This is a genomic window from Corynebacterium sp. HMSC22B11, assembly GCF_001815965.1.
Classification (GTDB): Bacteria; Actinomycetota; Actinomycetes; order Mycobacteriales; family Mycobacteriaceae; genus Corynebacterium.
In genome coordinates this window covers 85,237-101,540 of sequence record NZ_KV823504.1, presented here as the reverse complement: position 1 = coordinate 101,540, position 16,304 = coordinate 85,237, and the positions used below count along the sequence as shown (strand labels likewise).

General features: G+C 64.2%; 13 protein-coding genes. 11 read left to right on the top strand and 2 right to left on the bottom strand.

Annotated elements, in window-relative coordinates; genetic code table 11:
• The first annotated feature begins 41 nt into the window (after positions 1–41).
• The 8 genes from ruvA (at position 42) to HMPREF3088_RS06485 (ending at position 10,139) form a co-directional block, all read left to right on the top strand.
• On the top strand, positions 42–662 hold the full coding sequence (gene ruvA / locus HMPREF3088_RS06520) for a Holliday junction branch migration protein RuvA (protein WP_070758970.1): 621 nt from the start codon (positions 42–44) through the stop codon (positions 660–662).
• Between the two features lie 65 nt (positions 663–727).
• Entirely contained in the window at positions 728–1,831 is a 1,104-nt protein-coding gene (gene ruvB / locus HMPREF3088_RS06515) for a Holliday junction branch migration DNA helicase RuvB (RefSeq protein WP_070758969.1), read from the top strand.
• A gap of 137 nt (positions 1,832–1,968) precedes the next feature.
• On the top strand, positions 1,969–2,361 hold the full coding sequence (gene yajC / locus HMPREF3088_RS06510) for a preprotein translocase subunit YajC (RefSeq protein ID WP_070758968.1): 393 nt from the start codon (positions 1,969–1,971) through the stop codon (positions 2,359–2,361).
• A 170-nt stretch (positions 2,362–2,531) separates the two neighbouring features.
• Positions 2,532–4,373 carry a protein translocase subunit SecD gene (gene secD, locus HMPREF3088_RS06505; RefSeq protein WP_070758967.1) on the top strand — a complete coding sequence of 614 codons (1,842 nt, stop codon included), beginning with the start codon at positions 2,532–2,534 and terminating at the stop codon, positions 4,371–4,373.
• Complete coding sequence (gene secF, locus HMPREF3088_RS06500) at positions 4,370–5,581, top strand: protein translocase subunit SecF (protein WP_070758966.1); 1,212 nt, start codon at positions 4,370–4,372, stop codon at positions 5,579–5,581. Before secD ends, secF begins: the two co-directional genes overlap by 4 nt.
• Before the next feature lie 85 nt (positions 5,582–5,666).
• A complete protein-coding gene (locus HMPREF3088_RS06495) occupies positions 5,667–7,265 on the top strand; it encodes an ABC transporter substrate-binding protein (RefSeq protein ID WP_210401499.1) in 1,599 nt (532 codons plus the stop codon).
• A 17-nt stretch (positions 7,266–7,282) separates the two neighbouring features.
• Entirely contained in the window at positions 7,283–7,870 is a 588-nt protein-coding gene (locus HMPREF3088_RS06490; RefSeq protein ID WP_070758965.1) for an adenine phosphoribosyltransferase, read from the top strand.
• Complete coding sequence (locus tag HMPREF3088_RS06485) at positions 7,863–10,139, top strand: RelA/SpoT family protein (protein ID WP_070758964.1); 2,277 nt, start codon at positions 7,863–7,865, stop codon at positions 10,137–10,139. The genes HMPREF3088_RS06490 and HMPREF3088_RS06485 overlap by 8 nt, the downstream gene beginning before the upstream one ends.
• Before the next feature lie 90 nt (positions 10,140–10,229).
• Here HMPREF3088_RS06485 and HMPREF3088_RS06480 read toward each other — a convergent pair whose 3' ends face one another.
• Entirely contained in the window at positions 10,230–11,090 is an 861-nt protein-coding gene (locus HMPREF3088_RS06480; RefSeq protein WP_070758963.1) for a peptidylprolyl isomerase, read from the bottom strand.
• Between the two features lie 144 nt (positions 11,091–11,234).
• On the opposite strand from HMPREF3088_RS06480, the gene HMPREF3088_RS06475 reads away from it, so the two are divergent.
• The gene (locus HMPREF3088_RS06475; protein ID WP_070758962.1) at positions 11,235–11,939 is read left to right on the top strand and encodes an MBL fold metallo-hydrolase; all 705 of its coding nucleotides are present in this window, start codon (positions 11,235–11,237) and stop codon (positions 11,937–11,939) included.
• Between the two features lie 40 nt (positions 11,940–11,979).
• Positions 11,980–13,263 (top strand): histidine--tRNA ligase, encoded by a 1,284-nt coding sequence (gene hisS / locus HMPREF3088_RS06470; protein WP_070758961.1) that lies wholly within the window; start codon positions 11,980–11,982, stop codon positions 13,261–13,263.
• 153 nt (positions 13,264–13,416) lie between these two features.
• Here the strand turns inward: hisS and HMPREF3088_RS06465 are convergent, their stop codons facing one another.
• Complete coding sequence (locus tag HMPREF3088_RS06465) at positions 13,417–14,355, bottom strand: KPN_02809 family neutral zinc metallopeptidase (RefSeq protein WP_070758960.1); 939 nt, start codon at positions 14,353–14,355, stop codon at positions 13,417–13,419.
• 94 nt (positions 14,356–14,449) lie between these two features.
• Between HMPREF3088_RS06465 and aspS the strand changes: the two genes are divergently transcribed.
• Positions 14,450–16,270 carry an aspartate--tRNA ligase gene (aspS, locus tag HMPREF3088_RS06460; protein WP_070758959.1) on the top strand — a complete coding sequence of 607 codons (1,821 nt, stop codon included), beginning with the start codon at positions 14,450–14,452 and terminating at the stop codon, positions 16,268–16,270.
• Positions 16,271–16,304: the final 34 nt, after the last annotated feature.

The window sequence follows — 16,304 nt, the reverse complement described above, 5'->3', positions numbered from 1 at the left end:
GCCTGGGGTAGAAAACACAACAGAAGGATGATGAGTTCGACATGATTTCCTCGCTGCGCGGCGACGTGATCGATAAGGGTCTGGATTATGTAGTGATCGAATGCGCCGGGGTGGGATACCGCTGCCTCGCCACCGGCGATACCCTCGCTACGTTGCATCGCGGCGAGCCGGCTTTCGTCCTCACCAGCCTCGTGGTGCGGGACGATGCGCATACGCTCTATGCTTTTTCGACCCCCGAACAGCGCGAGACTTTCGGGATCCTGCAGAAGGTCTCTGGCGTGGGCGCGCGCCTCGCTATGGGGGTGATGAGCGTGCTGCAGCCCGCGGACATCGCTCGGGCTGTCGAGGAGGGGGATATCAAGACCCTGCAGCAGGCTCCTGGGGTGGGCAAGCGGCTGGCCGAGCGAATGGCCGTGGATCTCAAGGGCAAGTTTCCGGCTCCGGAAGCTACGAGCGACCAGGCAACCCTTGGAGATATCGCAGCGAACGGCACCGACACGGCGTTGCAGTCGCAGGTCGTGGAGGCGCTCGTCGGCCTCGGCTTCACCGAATCCAAGGCTGCTACGGCTGTGAAGAAGATTCTTGAGGAGCAGAACGGAACTGCCGACCCTTCGGCAGTGCTGCGTGAGGCCCTGCAGCGGTTGAGTGGCCACAAGCGTTAATCGCGCGCGGGCCACACAACACCTAGGATTCACAGCAGCAGACCACGTAGGCAAAGGACGCACCAATGTCAGACATCGAACGCACCGAATTCGAATTGCCGGGTTCGTCGCTGCCTACTCCGCGCCCTGAGCCCGGCAATCAGCCTGCCGGGCAAGCGCCGAATAGCGAGCTCTCCGGTGCACAGATCCCCGGGGATACCGAGTTCGATAGCTCGCTGCGCCCGAAGAGCCTGACGGAGTTCATCGGCCAGCCGAAGGTGCGCCAGCAGCTTGAGCTCGTGCTTGGCGGTGCCCGCAGCCGTGGTGTTGCGCCCGACCACGTGCTCCTTGCGGGCCCGCCGGGGCTAGGTAAGACGACGATGGCGATGATCATCGCCCAGGAGCTCGGTTCCTCACTGCGCATGACCTCGGGCCCGGCACTCGAGCGGGCAGGGGACCTGGCTGCCATGTTGTCGAACCTCATGGAGGGCGACGTGCTCTTCATCGACGAGATCCACCGAATGGCGCGCCCCGCCGAAGAGATGCTCTACATGGCGATGGAGGACTTCCGCATCGACGTCATCGTCGGTAAGGGGCCCGGAGCAACGTCGATCCCCATCGAGATTGCCCCATTCACCCTTGTTGGCGCGACGACTCGGGCGGGCATGCTCACGGGCCCGCTCCGTGACCGCTTCGGTTTCACCGCTCAGATGGAGTTCTACGACACTCCCGAGCTCACCCGGGTGGTCTCCCGCGCCGCCGGCATCCTCGGCGTAGAAATCGATCACGACGCTGCCACCGAAATCGCCTCCCGCTCGCGGGGCACGCCGCGTATCGCCAACCGGCTACTCCGCCGCGTGCGGGATTATGCCGACGTGCAGGCCGACGGCCAGATCACCGTGGACATTGCCCGGCAGGCGCTCGTGGTCTTCGACGTCGACGAGATGGGGCTCGACCGTCTCGACAACGGGGTGTTGGAGGCGCTGGTGCGTGGCCACGGCGGCGGACCGGTGGGAGTGAACACGCTTGCGCTGGCGGTTGGGGAGGAGCCCTCGACGGTCGAGGAGGTCTGCGAGCCATTCCTCGTGCGCGCAGGCATGGTGGCCCGCACGCCGCGGGGGAGGGTTGCTACCGCGGCAGCATGGCGACACGTCGGTTTGGAACCACCGGAGAACGCACCTGGCATTTAGCGCCGCTTGGAGCGGACCGCCGCCGGGCGCGCGCCTAGCGCGACGCCTAGAGCGTCGAGGACCCGGGCGGCGAGGCCCCGAGGCGGGAACGGTAGTGGCTACGTGCAAAAACCTAAGAATGTGAGACACTAAAAACTATGAATTCTTTAATACTCATCCTGATCGTTGTCGTGTTCATCGCCTTGCCGCTGCTGCAGATCCGCAAGCAGAACCAGCGCATGAAGCAGATCCGCGAATTCCAGGATTCCCTCCAGCCGGGCATGGTCGTCCAGATGACCTCGGGCATCCAGGGCCGTGTGGCGCATGTGGGTGACACCTCGATTGACCTGGAGATCAGCCCCGCGGTGGTGACCACCTGGGACCGCGCCGCCGTCCTGCAGGCCGTGACCTCCGTGGAACCTGGCTCGCAGCAGGAAGAGCAGCTGAGCAACCGTCCGGATAGCCCGGCCGAGACGGTGGACGGTGACGTCCAGAACACGGATTTCGACGTCGACGGTGGTACCAACGCCGGCGGCGAGTCCCGCAACTAATTGGTGGCGGTGCGCGACCCGCTGGACGCGCACGCAGACCCCACCCGGACTTGGACATCTGGTGACCGGAGACAGGAATCCGGATGCCAGATGTTTTGTGTCTCCAGCAGGCACTAAGATATTTTCCCAGCTTTTCATTTAATCCCGATTAACAGCTCAGGAGCCCAACTGTGGCCACAGCGCGAACTCGGCAGCAGAAGCCCACGCAAAAGAAGTGGTTGAAGCGCTCGCTGCTCGTCTTCTTCGTTATTTTCCTCGCCGTTTACGGACTTGTCTTCACCACCGGCGATAAGTCCGCTACGCCAAAACTCGGCATCGACCTGCAGGGCGGCACGCGAGTTACCCTCGCCCCGCAGGGCGAACGCCCGACCACCGACCAGCTGCAGCAGGCACGCCGCATCCTGGAGTCCCGCGTCAACGGCATGGGTGTTTCCGGCGCCGAGGTCGTCACCGACGGCGATAACCTCGTGATCACAGTCCCGGGCGAGGACGCCAGTGAGGCTCGTGCCCTGGGGCAGACCTCCCAGCTGCTGTTCCGCCCGAACTCCCAGCCACAGCCGACGACCCCGAAGTTCGCAGAGGTCTACAAGGACATGGCCAACCGGTGGGTTGAGGCGGGCATCGTGGAGAAGAAGGCCACTCAGGAGAAGATGAACGATCTCCTCAAGGCCATGAAGGAACAGAACGCTCCGGGGCTCCCGGACAAGCTGACGGTGACCGCCAAGGAACCAGCGGAGCCGAAGAACTCCGTCGAGGAGCAAAAGCGCCGGGACACGCAGGTTCAGATCCTGCTGAAGGACCGCCAGTCCGAGGACCCGGACACGCAATCCGCAGCAGCAGGTCTGCTCGACTGCTCCGGACCGGATCCGCTCTCTGGTGCCGACGATCCTGCCAAGCCGCTGGTGACCTGTTCGCCGCAGGGACCGATGGTGCTGGGGCCTGCCCCGGTGCTGATTGGAGATGAGAACAAGGACAAGCCCCGCCGCCTGACCGGTGACATGATCGATACGAATTCCACCATCACCGGTGGTTTCGACGCCCAGTCCGCACAGATGGCCATCACGTTCCGTTTCAAGACCGGCAAGGACACCCCGGGTGGCGAGACCTGGTACAAGCTCGGCCAGGACATGATGAACCAGCAGGTCGCCATCACCCTGGACTCCCAGGTCATCTCCGCCCCGCAAATTCAGGGCGCAACCCCGCCAGGCGAGGTTTCCCAGATCACGGGCCAGTTCACCGAGAAGGAAGCCCAAGACCTCGCCAACAACCTGCGCTACGGTGCGCTGCCGCTGAGCTTCGTCGGCGAGAACGGCGAGCCGGGTGGCACCGCGACGACGATCTCGCCAACCATGGGCGAGGCTTCCCTGCGCGCTGGGTTGATCGCCGGGCTCGTGGGGCTCGTGCTCGCCGCCCTGTACGCACTCTGGTACTACCGCGGACTCGGCGTGATCGCGATCGTCTCGCTGGTGGCCAGCGTGGCGACGGTCTTCGGTCTCCTCGTTCTGCTGGGTCGCTGGATCGGTTACAGCCTGGACCTGGCCGGCATTGCTGGTCTGATCATCGGTATCGGCACCACCGCTGACTCCTTCGTGGTCTACTTCGAGCGCATCAAGGACGAGATCCTCGGTGGCTCGACCTTCCGTTCCGCCGTGCCTCGCGCGTGGGATCGGGCTCGCGGGACGATCGTCACCGGTAACTTCGTGTCCCTCATTGCAGCGGTGATCCTTTACTTCCTCGCCATCGGCGACGTCAAGGGCTTCGCGTTCACGTTGGGGCTCACTACCATCGTCGACGTCCTGGTCGCCTTCCTGCTGACCGCGCCTCTGACGATCATGTTGTCCCGCAAGCCTTTCAGCGCCAACCGCAAGGTCAACGGTCTGGGCCCGGCATTCCGCCTTGCGGAGTCCCGTGGCTACTCGCCGACCCGACCACAGTTCGCTGCCGCTACGGCGGACATTAAAACCTCGAGTGGCTCCACAGAGAGCAGCTCGACCGAGGAGGAGACCCGATGAGCAGCACGGACACCGCCATGAGCAGCGTGAACACTGCGCAGCAGAAGGAACAGGACAAGGGCTCCTGGTTGAGCCAGATGTACAACGGCACCGGCAACTTCCCATTCGTGGCGAAGCGGCGCCTCTCGTACCAGATTCTTATTGCCATCTTCGTCGTGTGCATCGCGACAATCGGCTTCCGGGGCTTTAACCTCGGCATCGATTTCGAGGGCGGTACGCGTATCAGCATGCCGCCGACCGCAAGCGTTCAGCAGGATGACGTTGAGCGCGTTTTCACCGAGGCCACGGGCGTTGAGCCCAATGCGGTTCAGACCGTCGGTTCGGGAGACTCTCGGGTCATCGAGATCAACTCCCAGCGGCTCAGCGAAGAGCAGATCCGCCAGGCCCGGACTGCCCTCTTCGAAGAGTTCAAGCCCGTGAATGCTCAGGGGCAGCCCTCCGAGGACGCCGTGAATGACTCCACGGTTTCCGAGTCCTGGGGCTCGTCCATCACCGAGCGCATGCTGCTCGCACTCGGCGTGTTCGTGCTCGCCGTCTTCGCCTACATCGGGCTGCGTATGGAGCGCGATATGGCGATCTCCGCGATCATCGGTGTGCTCATCGACCTCACCATCGTCTCGGGGTTGTACGCCCTCCTGGGACTCGACGTCTCGCCGGCGACGGTTATCGGCCTGCTGACGATCCTGGCCTACTCGCTCTATGACACCGTCGTCGTGTTCGACAAGGTGCAGGAGAACACTGCGGGACTATTTGACTCGAACCGCGCGACATATGGGGAGCAGGTCAACCTCGCGATCAACCAGACGGTGATGCGCTCCATCAACACCTCCATTTTCTCGCTGGTGCCGATCGCCGCGCTGCTCGTTATCGCCGTGTGGCTCATGGGCGTGGGCACCCTCAAGGACCTCGCGCTCGTGCAGTTCCTCGGTGTGATCTGCGGTACCTTCAACTCCATCTTCTTCGCTGCCCCCATGCTGGTGAGCCTGAAAATGCGCCAGAAGAAGTACCAAGAGCACGACGAGCAGGTTCGCAAGGCGCGCGAACGGGCCGCTGCTGGCGAAGAACCGGTTGACGACGCCGAGGATGCGCCCTGTGCGGGAACCCGCACCGTCGTGAGCCCGAACGCTGGGCTTCGGACCCGGCGTGATCAGCAACCGGATGCCACGGGCCCGGATACCAGCGGGGTATCCTGGCGACCTGGAATGTAGCTGGCGAAAGCTCAAAGACTCGGGGGAGGCCCTGGGGAGCGTTCGCATGGTGGTGAATCCCAGCGGACGCTCAAGGAGGTGTGAAGTGTTCAAGCATCGCGGATTCCGTGTGGGAGTAGCGGCCCTCGCCGTAGGTGCCTTGCTGGCCGGCTGCTCTAGCGATGGCGGCGGGTTGGGCCGCGCCGAACCACAGTTCGGCTACCAGCTTCCAACCACCCCGGTCACCACCAACGCCGGTTCGGCTGTCGGCGTGGCCACTGACGCGGCGAAGCTTTCCGCGCGCCTGTACCCAGGTGCCTTCCTCGCTGGACCGGAGGGCCAAATGCTGCCCAACCGGGACCTGGTCGAGGTCACACCGAGCGAGAAGCACCAGGAAGTCGTCGACTACAAGATCAACCCGAAGGCAAAGTACTCCGATGGGCACAAGGTCGTGTGTGATGACTTCCAGCTGACAAAACTGGCCAGCGAGCGTGCCGATCTTTTCGCCTCCGATTTGCCGATCTATCACCAGGTCGCCGAACTCTACTGCGCCCCGGGGGCCGACCGCTTCCGGGTGGTGTTCAAACCGGGGTTCGGCCAGCGGTACCGCGAACTTTTCAGCGCGGGAACCGTACTTCCTGCCCACAGCGTCACCAAGAGGGCCGAGGTGGAATCAGTCACCGCAGCCACCGAATCTGGGGTAGAGGAGGACCTGGCTCGCCTCGGCAAGGCCTGGCAAGAACTCTTCGATATCGCCAAGACGGACCCCGCCTCAGTCCCGACATTCGGCCCATACCGAATCGCTGAGAAGGGGGAGCAAGGCCAGTTGGTGCTCCGGGAGAACCCGGAATGGGCGGGGGATAGCCCCGCGCAGGTGCCGATCTACGTGTGGGGCCCGGAAGCAGACCTACCGAAGCTCGCCGAGGACCACCAGATTTCGGTGCTCGATGCACCCGTAAAGACGGATTTCGCCGCCGCCGGCATCGCGTCCGAGAAGTTCTCGATTAGCCGCCAGCCCAGCGACCGTTTAGACACCCTCAGCCTCACCGACACCGGAATCTTCGCCGACGAAGGCGCCCGGCACGCCTTCAGCGCCTGTATCGACCGCAAGGCCCTCGTGAAGACCGTGTCGGAGTTTTCCCGCAACCGTGTGACAGCCACCGGTTTGCGTGTTGTGCAACCATCTGCGCCGACGCACCCCCGCTTGCGCGCACTTTCCGGGGCCCACATGAACCGGGATATCCCGGCGGCGAAAGGGACTCTCGAGGGAGCTACCGTGCGCATCGGCTATCTGAAGGAGCGTCAGCGGTACGCCAAGCAGGTTGAGAGCATCAAGAACAGCTGCGCGGAGGCCGGGATCACCGTAGAAGCGGTGCCGCTGACCGCCGCGAACTATGGAACCTTGGGGGAGGACTACGACGCGCTCCTGTCGACCCTGAGCGGGTTCGGACGCAACGGGATCAGCAAAGCCAACCAGTCATCGCTGCTGCCGGAGATCCTCCGCGCGGAGAAGGAACTGCAGCAAGCGATGTGGACGATTCCGCTGACCACCGAGCCACGGGCCATCGCAACCCTGAAAAACGTGGATAACGTGGTGGATAACCCGGGCAATGTGGGGCTCAGCTGGAACATGGACCGGTGGGTCGAGCTAGACCACATCCCCGAAACCACCAGCCCCACGAACACCCCCACCAAGAAGTCTTAAAGGATTAGTCGAAAACCATGACCCAGGCATCAGAGTTCACCCTCTCCGACCCGAGCGCGATCGAACGCCAGAAGTACGCCCAAAAGCTGCTCGCTGATCACATTCGGATTGTTCCGGGCTTCCCCGTCGAGGGCATCGTTTTCGAGGATCTCACGCCGGCTCTGGCCGACGCGGAGTCCTTCCGCGCTGTCGTTTGCTCCTTGGCTGATGCTGCTCGAGAGATGAAACCCGACCTGATCGCAGGGCTCGACGCGCGTGGCTTCTTGCTTGGCAGCGCCGTGGCTTACGAGCTGGGTCTCGGCATCCTCGCGGTGCGCAAGGGTGGAAAACTACCGCCGCCGGTTCACCAGGCCAACTACCTGTTGGAGTACGGCACCGCCACGCTCGAGATCCCAGCCGACGGCCTGGACCTGCGGGGCCGCCGGGTACTGCTGCTCGACGACGTCCTGGCGACCGGGGGCACCCTCCAGGCCGCTCGCAGCTTGCTTGACAAAGCTGGTGCGACGGTCTGTGGCCTTGGGGTAGTACTTGAGGTACAAGCGCTGGACGGTCGACAGCGCTTCCCTGATATCCCGTTGTATGTCGTAGGAACCGATCATGAGTAACGAAAAGGGTTCGCTGTGGATGGCGGCGCGCATCGCGCGCACCCTGACGGGGACCGCCCGCCCGAAGGTGAACCCTGTGCTGGCACCACTCATCGTGGTGCACCGGAAGTTCCATCCGAAGGCGAACCTCGAGGTTCTCAACCGGGCGTATGACACCGCGGAGCGACTTCACGACGGCGTGATGCGCAAGTCGGGCGAGCCGTACATTACCCACCCGCTCGCCGTGGCGACCATCGCTGCGGAGATCGGCATGGACACCACCACGCTGGTGGCAGCACTCCTGCACGACACCGTCGAGGACACCGACTATTCACTCGAGGAGCTCACCGCTGATTTCGGCGAGGAGGTTGCGCGCCTCGTGGACGGTGTCACCAAGCTGGACAAGGTGGCGCTCGGTTCCGCAGCGGAGGCCGAGACCGTCCGAAAGATGATCGTGGCGATGTCGCACGACCCCCGCGTGCTGGTCATCAAGGTCTGCGACCGGCTGCACAACATGCGGACCATGCGCTTCTTGCCGCCGGAGAAGCAGGCGAAGAAGGCTCGCGAAACGCTGGAGGTCATCGCACCACTGGCGCACCGGCTGGGGATGGCGACCGTCAAGTGGGAGCTGGAGGACCTCGCCTTTGCGATCCTGTATCCGCGCAAGTACGAGGAGATCGTCCGCATCGTCGCGGACCGAGCCCCCAAGCGCGACCAGTACATCGCCCGCGTCAAGGATGAAATCGAGTCCGCGATGCAGGACACCGGCATCAACGCCGAGGTCGTGGGCAGGCCGAAGCACTACTGGTCGATCTACCAGAAGATGATCGTCCGCGGCCGCGACTTTGACGAGATTTTCGACCTGGTGGGAATCCGAATCCTGGTGGAAACCGTCCGCGACTGCTACGCCGCCGTTGGCGCGGTCCACGCCTTGTACCAGCCCATGCCCGGCCGTTTTAAGGACTACATCAGCTCGCCGCGTTTCGGCGTCTACAAGTCCCTGCACACCACCGTGCTTGGCCCGGACGCGAAGCCGCTGGAGATCCAGATCCGCACTCTGGAGATGCACCGCAACGCCGAATACGGCATTGCCGCGCACTGGCGCTACAAGGAGACCCGCGGCACCCACAGTGGAACCAGCGAGGACCTGGACCAGATGGCGTGGATGCGCCAACTGTTGGACTGGCAGAAGGAGGCTGCGGATCCGAATGAGTTCCTGGATTCGCTGCGCTACGACCTCTCCACCGACGAGATCTTTGTGTTCACCCCCAAGGGCGACGCCATCACGCTGCCAGCTGGAGCAACCCCCGTGGACTTCGCCTACTCCGTCCACACCGAGGTCGGGCACCGCTGCATCGGTGCGAAGGTCAATGGACGTTTGGTTGCGCTGGAAAGCAAGCTGCAGACCGGCGACAAGGTAGAGATCTTTACCTCCAAGGACCAGTCGGCGGGCCCCAGCAAGGACTGGCTGAACTTCGTCGTTGTGCCCCGAGCCAGGGCCCGCATCAAGCAGTGGTTTGCCAAGGAGCGCCGCGGTGAGGCTGTCGAGGTCGGACGTGACGCGCTCGCCGCGGAGGTGCAGCGTAATGGCGTGCCGGTCCAGCGCCTGTTCACCCCCGAGTCAGTCCGTGCCCTGGCAGCCGACCTGGGGTACGACGACGTCGACGCCCTGTACGCTGCCATCGGCCGCCACGAGGTCACCGCCGGGCACGTCGTCAACCAGCTTATGGACCAGCTCGCTGGCGAGGACGATGCGCCCCCGATGCTGCCCAACGAGGTTCCCGTCCACCCGGCGAGCCGGATCGCGAACACCCCGCAGGAGGGCCGTGGCGACGGCTCCGGCATCCTCGTGCAGGGGGAGGCGGACTTCTCCGCGAAGCTGGCGAAGTGCTGCACCCCGGTGCCGGGCGATGCGATCTTCGGCTTCATCACCAAGGGTGGCGGAGTCTCGGTGCACCGCACAGACTGCACCAACGCTCCGAAGCTGCACCAGGACCAGGAAAGAATCATCGAGGTGGGCTGGGCGCAGAGTTTCCAGAACGCCGTGTTCCTCGTGACGATCCAGATCGAGGGTCTGGACCGCAACGGCCTGCTCTCCGAGGTCACCCGCGTGGTTAGCGAGCAGAAGGTGCCGATCATCGCGACGAGCTCGCGCACCTCGGAGGACCGGGTGGCGATGATCCGTTTCACCTTCGAGGTCTCCGATACTAAGCAGCTGGGCTACCTGATGGGGCAGCTGCGCAACATCGAGGGTGTGTTCGACGTCTACCGAGTCACCACGGGCGGCTAGGACCCAGCCAACCCCCGTCGGGGCAGGAGCAACGACGAAGCCCGGGCACCCATGCGGGGTACCCGGGCTTTGCGCAGCTGGAGTAGGGATCTAGCTGACGGTGGCCTTTTCGATCTTGACCTCATCAGCCGGCTTGCCGTCGCCCTCTGGGGCGGCGTCGTAGATCTTGTCCAGGGTGGCCAGGCCCTCGTCGCTGATCTTGCCGAAGACGTTGTACGCCGGTGGCAGCGTGGTGTCCTTCGTGACGAGGAAGAACTGGGAGCCATTGGTGTCCGGGCCGGAGTTAGCCATTGCCAGGGTGCCGCGCGGGTAGGTCAGCGGGGACTGGCTCTCGCCCTCGGCCACACCGTTGAGTGGGAATTCGTCGCCGAACTTGTAGCCCGGTCCGCCCGTGCCCTTGCCGGTCGGGTCGCCGCACTGCAGGATGCCCATCTGATCGGACTTCACGTGGCGGTGGCAGACCGTGTTATCGAAGTAGTTCTGCTTGGCCAGCGACTCGAAGCTGTTCACCGAGCACGGGGAGGTGCCGCGGTCCAGCTCGATGGGAATCTCGCCGGCGGTGGTCTTCAGGTTCACCTTCACCAGGCCATCGGTCGGGATGTTCTCGGTGCCCGGCTTATCGACCTGCTTGGCCGCGCCGCCCTCATCCTCGTACTCGCAGCTGACCTGCTTCGGGTAGGCCTTCATCGGGCCGTCTGGCAGCGGCGGGTACTGCTGCTCGTCCTGAGCCTGGGTTTCGGTCTGATCCTCCGAGTCATCGGAGCCCGTGTAGGTGCTGGCGAAGTAGATGCCGCCCACGATCGCGGCCAGGACCACGACGGTGGTCACCATCACGCCGAGCGGCGCGAGCTTAGCCTTGCGCTCGCGGCCTTTAATCGCCTTGTCGAGGTTATCCAGCGCCTCGTCGCGGCGCTGCGCGTTGGGCATCTTGCGCCCAGTGTTCTCACTCACGTGTTGAACCGGTGCCTTTCTTCCTGCGTGATCATCTTCAGCGTGATCATGGACGATTCGCGCAGAGCCTGGCTGTGGGGCCGCGGGCCTGCGTAACCTTTCCCATTATGCCCTAAGAAAACAATTTTCTGACACGATGGGGGCATGAAGAACTCCGAGAACACCGGTGCAGGGGCGCCCGCACCCACCTTCGAGCTGCTGGGCTTTCCAGCGGGCGCCTTCCAGACCAATTGCTACGTGCTGATCAATGCGGACGAATCCGCAGCACTTGACGAGCAGGGGCGCAGGCCCGCCACAGTGGTGGATCCGGGGCACGGAGCCCACGAGGTGATTAGCAGTGCCGCGAGCGAGCACAACTTCTATGTGGAGTCGATCGTGCTGACCCATGGCCACATCGACCACATGCGAGATGCCGCGGAGTTCGGGGTGCCCGTGCACGTCCACGAATATGACCGTTCGATGCTCGAGAACCCGGGCATGTACACCAACGTCCTCGACTTTGCACGCATCTTCGACACGGAGAACATGCGGGTCCCGGAGGATATCCGGAACCTCGGCGATGAGATCAGCATCGGTGGTCAAACCTTTACCGTCCACCACATGCCGGGGCATTCGCCCGGATCCGTCATGTTCCGCATGCCGGGGCTGATCCTGGGCGGGGACGTCCTCTTCAACGGCGGCGTGGGACGGACGGACCTGCCTGGTTCGGACCCAGCTGATATGACGCTCTCCCTGAAGCGCCTGTCCGCCGAGTTCGATGACGACGACGTCGTCCTGCCCGGTCACGGTCCGCAGACAACGATCGGTCAGGAAAAGAAGACCAACCCCTTCTTGCACGAGGTGGGGTAGTGCTACGCCCGCGGCGGGCCAGCCACTAAGATCTGGTGGCGTGACTAACTCAGGTGAAAAGAAGTTCCAGCCGCTGCACGCCCCGAAGGGCATTCCGGACTACGTGCCGCCGCAGTCCAGCGAATTCCTGGCGGTGCGCACCGCGTTTCTCGACGCCGCCCACAACGCCGGTTACGAGCACATCGAGCTGCCCGTGTTCGAGGACACCTCGCTGTTCGCCCGCGGTGTGGGGGAGTCCACCGATGTGGTGAGCAAGGAAATGTATACCTTCGCTGACCGGGGTGGTCGCTCGGTGACGCTGCGCCCGGAGGGCACCGCTGGCGTGATGCGTGCGGTGATTCAGCACAATCTGGACCGGGGTCAGCTGCCAGCCAAGCTTGCCTACCACGGTCCGTTTTTCCGCTACGAGCGCCCGCAGGCCGGCCGTTTCCGTCAGCTCCAGCAGGTCGGTGTGGAGGCCATCGGGGTGGACGACCCGGCGCTGGATGCCGAGGTCATCGCCCTGGCAGACCGCTGCTTCCGCTCCATCGGGCTGGACGGCTTCCGCCTCGAGTTGACGAGCCTGGGGGATAGCACCGATCGCCCGGCATATCGCGCGAAGCTTCAGGAGTTCCTGGCCACGCTGCCGCTGGATGAGGAGACCCAGCGCCGCGCGGAGCTCAACCCGCTGCGTGTGCTGGACGATAAGCGCCCGCAGATGCAGGAGATGTTGCAAGACGCGCCGCTGATGAAGGACCACCTCTCCGATTCCTCCCGAGAGCACTTCGAGACCGTCACCGGCCTGCTGGAGGACATGGGAGTGGCGTACACGGTCAACCCGCGCATGGTCCGGGGGCTGGATTACTACACCAAGACCTGTTTCGAGTTCGTTCACGACGGCCTCGGGGCTCAGTCCGGAATCGGTGGTGGCGGTCGCTACGACGGCCTGATGGCTCAGCTCGGCGGCCAGGATCTCTCCGGCATCGGCTTCGGCCTCGGCGTGGACCGAGCCCTGCTGGCGCTCGAAGCGGAGGGCAAGACCGCCTCGACCGGTCGCCGCGTGGACGTGTTTGGCATCCCGATGGGCGATGCCGCGAAACGCCACATGGTTGGCCTGATCAACGAGCTGCGCGCGGCGGGCGTTGCTGCGGACATGGCTTACGGCAATCGTGGGCTCAAGGGGGCGATGAAGGCAGCCAACCGGGCGAATGCTCAACTCGCCGTCGTCATCGGCGACCAGGAGCTCGAGGCCGGCACCGTGGCAGTGAAGGACCTGCAGCTCGGGGAGCAGCACGACGTCGCAGTGGCGGACCTGACCACCCACATCCGTCAGCAGCTGGCGTAGTCCTCGGATCACCACGAGGGGCTTTCGGCCAAAATGAACGGCACTGTGCTTTCTCGCACAGTGCCGTTTTCGTTGCCGTGGGTTCTTCGGCCGCCCGGAGCGAAGCACTACTGGAGGGCCTTAGCCGATGGCGTGCGCCCAAGCTGATGGCGCTTAGCGGCGGAAGTTCGCCTCGCAGCTGGCCATTGTTCCGCCCTGGTAGCCGCGCAGGAATGCGTCCACGCGCTGCTGGGAGGAGCCGTGAGTCCACTTCTCCGGGTTGACCGAGCGACCGGCAGACTTCTGGATCGCATCATCGCCGATGGACTGGGCAGTCTTCACGGCCTGATCCACCTGGTCCTGCGTGATCGGGTCAAGCATGGCGTCCGGCCCCTTATCCGCCTGGCTAGCCCACAGACCCGCGTAGCAGTCGGCCTGCAGCTCCATCTTCACGGCGTTGGAGTCCTCACCCGGGTTGTTGTAATCGGAGAGACCGAGGTTGCCCTCTAGGTGTTGAATGTGGTGGCCGAACTCGTGGGCGACAACATACATCTGGGCGAACGGGCCATCGGAGCCACCCATCTGCCGCAGCTGCTTAAAGAATGGCGTCGCGAAGTAGGCGGTCTCATCGCCCGGGCAGTAGAACGGTCCGGACTGGGAGGCATCAGCCGCCCCGCAGGCGGTGTTCAACTGACCAGAGCCGATGAAGAGCCCCGGCTTGGTGTACTCAATATTCGCCTCCTGGGGGAGCGCCTCGCCCCAGAAGTCGTCCAGAACCGTCGCGGTGGCCTGGATGCGGCAGTCGTCGTGCTCGTTGGCGTCCTCGTACGTCTTGCAGTGCGCGAGCGCATCCGAGTCGGTCTGCGGGCCCTGCACATTGTTGGCACCGCCGCCGCCAATGCCTGGGATTCCGCCGCCGCTGTTGAGGAAGAAGATCACCAAGCCGGCGATGATGATGCCGGGCAGCCCGAAACGAGCGCCCACCTGACTCACCAACATGTTGATGAGGAAGTTGCCGCCGCCACGGTTTCCGCCGCCGAAGTTGGAGCCCCCGGAATTGCCGCCACCTTGGGCGCGGCCGGAGGAGTCGCCTAGATTTTGATTGAAGGTCACGCCCTAAAGTTTGCCACACTTGTTGATGGACTAAGCTGAAGGGTTGAATTCGACACCTTTTTCAAAGATTGAAAGCATCGGAAGGATAAGCGACGTGCTGCGAACCCATCTAGCAGGCGAACTTCGCCCAGGAGACATCGACTCGGAGGTCACCCTCACCGGCTGGGTAGGCCGTCGCCGAGACCACGGTGGCGTGATCTTCATCGACCTGCGCGACCGTTCCGGCGTCGCACAGGTCGTGTTCCGCGAGTCCGAGGTCGCCGAGCGCGCCCACGCGCTGCGCAGCGAGTACTGTGTCCGCGTCCGCGGTCGCGTGGAGGCCCGTCCGGAGGGTTCCGAGAACCCGAACCTGCCGTCCGGCGCCGTCGAGGTCAACGTCAGCGAGCTCGAGGTACTCAACGAGTCCGCCGCGCTGCCGTTCCAGATCGACGACCCGTCCTCCGCCGGCGAGGTCGGCGAGGAGACCCGCCTGAAGTACCGTTACCTGGATCTGCGCCGCGCCTCCCAGGGCGACGCACTCCGCTTGCGCTCCAAGGCCAACGCTGCGGCTCGCAAGGTTCTCGAGCGCCACGATTTCACGGAGATCGAGACCCCGACGCTGACCCGTTCCACCCCGGAGGGCGCACGTGACTTCCTGGTTCCGGCACGCCTGAAGCCAGGCACCTTCTACGCTCTGCCGCAGTCCCCGCAGCTGTTCAAGCAGCTGCTCATGGTCGCCGGCATGGAGCGGTACTACCAGATTGCCCGCTGCTACCGGGACGAGGACTTCCGCGCCGACCGCCAGCCGGAGTTCACCCAGCTGGACGTCGAGATGAGCTTCGTCGACCAGGAGGACGTCATCGCCCTGGCCGAGCAGATCCTCACCGAGGTGTGGTCCACCGCCGGTTACGAGGTCCAGACCCCGTTCCCGCGCATGACCTACGCTGACGCGATGCGCCTCTACGGCTCCGATAAGCCGGATCTGCGCTTCGACATCCAGATCACTGAGTGCACCGAGTTCTTCAAGGACACGACCTTCCGCGTGTTCCAGAACGAGTACGTTGGTGCCGTCGTCATGGATGGTGGGGCCAGCCAGCCACGCCGTCAGCTCGACGCCTGGCAGGAGTGGGCCAAGCAGCGCGGTGCAAAGGGCCTGGCCTACATCCTGGTGGGCGAGGACGGCCAGCTGTCCGGTCCAGTCGCGAAGAACATCACCGACGAAGAGCGCGCTGGTATTGCCGACCACGTCGGTGCGAAGCCGGGCGACTGCATCTTCTTCGCAGCCGGCGACACCAAGTCTTCCCGCGGCCTGTTGGGCGCGGCACGCGGCGAGATCGCCCAGAAGCTGGGGCTCATCGACGACAACAAGTGGGCCTTCACCTGGGTCGTTGACGCGCCGATGTTCGAGCCTGCAGCAGATGCCCGCGCAGAGGGCGATGTGGCTCTTGGCAACTCCGCATGGACTGCCGTGCACCACGCATTCACCTCCCCGAAGCCGGAGTTCCTGGACTCCTTCGACCAGGATCCGGGTTCCGCGCTGGCCTACGCCTACGACATCGTCTGCAACGGCAACGAGATCGGTGGCGGCTCCATTCGTATCCACCAGCGGGACGTCCAGGAACGAGTGTTCCAGGTCATGGGAATCTCCCAGGAGGAGGCCCGCGAGAAGTTCGGCTTCCTGCTCGACGCCTTCGCCTTCGGCGCTCCGCCGCACGGCGGCATCGCGTTCGGCTGGGACCGAATCGTCAGCCTGCTGGGCGGCTTCGACTCCATCCGCGATGTCATCGCCTTCCCGAAGTCCGGCGGCGGTGTCGACCCACTGACGGATGCACCGAGCGAGATCACCCCGGAGCAGCGTAAGGAATCCGGCATCGACGCGAAGCCGAAGAAGGCCGCAGAGGCGCAGGCCGGCGCAGCCAAGACCAGCTCCAAGTAGCGCGAAAAGATAAAAAGACCAGCTGGGTGGCACA

What these genes read in the sequence shown, in the direction of transcription:
- ruvA (WP_070758970.1), top strand. Translation starts at nt 42, where the DNA reads ATGATTTCCTCGCTGCGCGGCGACGTGATCGATAAGGGTCTGGATTAT.
- ruvB (WP_070758969.1), top strand. Translation starts at nt 728, where the DNA reads ATGTCAGACATCGAACGCACCGAATTCGAATTGCCGGGTTCGTCGCTG.
- yajC (WP_070758968.1), top strand. Translation starts at nt 1,969, where the DNA reads ATGAATTCTTTAATACTCATCCTGATCGTTGTCGTGTTCATCGCCTTG.
- secF (WP_070758966.1), top strand. Translation starts at nt 4,370, where the DNA reads ATGAGCAGCACGGACACCGCCATGAGCAGCGTGAACACTGCGCAGCAG.
- HMPREF3088_RS06490 (WP_070758965.1), top strand. Translation starts at nt 7,283, where the DNA reads ATGACCCAGGCATCAGAGTTCACCCTCTCCGACCCGAGCGCGATCGAA.
- HMPREF3088_RS06485 (WP_070758964.1), top strand. Translation starts at nt 7,863, where the DNA reads ATGAGTAACGAAAAGGGTTCGCTGTGGATGGCGGCGCGCATCGCGCGC.
- HMPREF3088_RS06475 (WP_070758962.1), top strand. Translation starts at nt 11,235, where the DNA reads ATGAAGAACTCCGAGAACACCGGTGCAGGGGCGCCCGCACCCACCTTC.